This window comes from Glutamicibacter nicotianae (genome assembly GCF_006539525.1).
In the GTDB taxonomy this organism is placed as follows: domain Bacteria; phylum Actinomycetota; class Actinomycetes; order Actinomycetales; family Micrococcaceae; genus Glutamicibacter; species Glutamicibacter nicotianae.
Genome location: NZ_BJNE01000038.1, coordinates 1 through 1,800, shown reverse-complemented (window position 1 = coordinate 1,800; position 1,800 = coordinate 1). Strand labels below are relative to the sequence as shown.

General features: G+C 55.2%; 1 rRNA gene. It reads left to right on the top strand.

Annotation, left to right across the window (positions count from 1 at the left end):
• Nucleotides 1–188 precede the first annotated feature (188 nt).
• A 16S ribosomal RNA gene (locus ANI01nite_RS16585) occupies nucleotides 189–1,714 on the top strand.
• Nucleotides 1,715–1,800 lie beyond the last annotated feature (86 nt).

Genomic DNA, 1,800 nt, shown 5'->3' with positions numbered 1-1,800 from the left:
GTGTTTGTTGTTTGAGAACTCAATAGTGTGCCAAGTTTGTTGATACCGAATATTTTTATTTGGTGAATACATAACATTTGCTTGAGGCATTGCACCCCCGTGCAGTGTTCTCGAGTGTTTTATTATTCGCCAGGACTTCATCGGCTTCGCCCTTATTTTCCAAGGGGTTGCTGGTGGCTTTTTATTTTTTTATGGAGAGTTTGATCCTGGCTCAGGATGAACGCTGGCGGCGTGCTTAACACATGCAAGTCGAACGATGAAGCCCAGCTTGCTGGGTGGATTAGTGGCGAACGGGTGAGTAACACGTGAGTAACCTGCCCCCGACTCTGGGATAAGCCCGGGAAACTGGGTCTAATACCGGATATGACCTCGCACCGCATGGTGCGGGGTGGAAAGATTTATCGGTGGGGGATGGACTCGCGGCCTATCAGCTTGTTGGTGAGGTAATGGCTCACCAAGGCGACGACGGGTAGCCGGCCTGAGAGGGTGACCGGCCACACTGGGACTGAGACACGGCCCAGACTCCTACGGGAGGCAGCAGTGGGGAATATTGCACAATGGGCGCAAGCCTGATGCAGCGACGCCGCGTGAGGGATGACGGCCTTCGGGTTGTAAACCTCTTTCAGTAGGGAAGAAGCGAAAGTGACGGTACCTGCAGAAGAAGCGCCGGCTAACTACGTGCCAGCAGCCGCGGTAATACGTAGGGCGCAAGCGTTATCCGGATTTATTGGGCGTAAAGAGCTCGTAGGCGGTTTGTCGCGTCTGCCGTGAAAGTCCGAGGCTCAACCTCGGATCTGCGGTGGGTACGGGCAGACTAGAGTGATGTAGGGGAGACTGGAATTCCTGGTGTAGCGGTGAAATGCGCAGATATCAGGAGGAACACCGATGGCGAAGGCAGGTCTCTGGGCATTTACTGACGCTGAGGAGCGAAAGCATGGGGAGCGAACAGGATTAGATACCCTGGTAGTCCATGCCGTAAACGTTGGGCACTAGGTGTGGGGGACATTCCACGTTTTCCGCGCCGTAGCTAACGCATTAAGTGCCCCGCCTGGGGAGTACGGCCGCAAGGCTAAAACTCAAAGGAATTGACGGGGGCCCGCACAAGCGGCGGAGCATGCGGATTAATTCGATGCAACGCGAAGAACCTTACCAAGGCTTGACATGTGCCAGACCGCTCCAGAGATGGGGTTTCCCTTCGGGGCTGGTTCACAGGTGGTGCATGGTTGTCGTCAGCTCGTGTCGTGAGATGTTGGGTTAAGTCCCGCAACGAGCGCAACCCTCGTTCCATGTTGCCAGCACGTAGTGGTGGGGACTCATGGGAGACTGCCGGGGTCAACTCGGAGGAAGGTGGGGATGACGTCAAATCATCATGCCCCTTATGTCTTGGGCTTCACGCATGCTACAATGGCCGGTACAATGGGTTGCGATACTGTGAGGTGGAGCTAATCCCTAAAAGCCGGTCTCAGTTCGGATTGGGGTCTGCAACTCGACCCCATGAAGTCGGAGTCGCTAGTAATCGCAGATCAGCAACGCTGCGGTGAATACGTTCCCGGGCCTTGTACACACCGCCCGTCAAGTCACGAAAGTTGGTAACACCCGAAGCCGATGGCCTAACCACCTTGTGTGGGGGGAGTCGTCGAAGGTGGGACTGGCGATTGGGACTAAGTCGTAACAAGGTAGCCGTACCGGAAGGTGCGGCTGGATCACCTCCTTTCTAAGGAGCTAACCATTTTTGGTTGCCCATGCTGGACACGAGTGTTGTCCGGGTGGGTTGCTCATGGGTGGAATATCAATGGACTC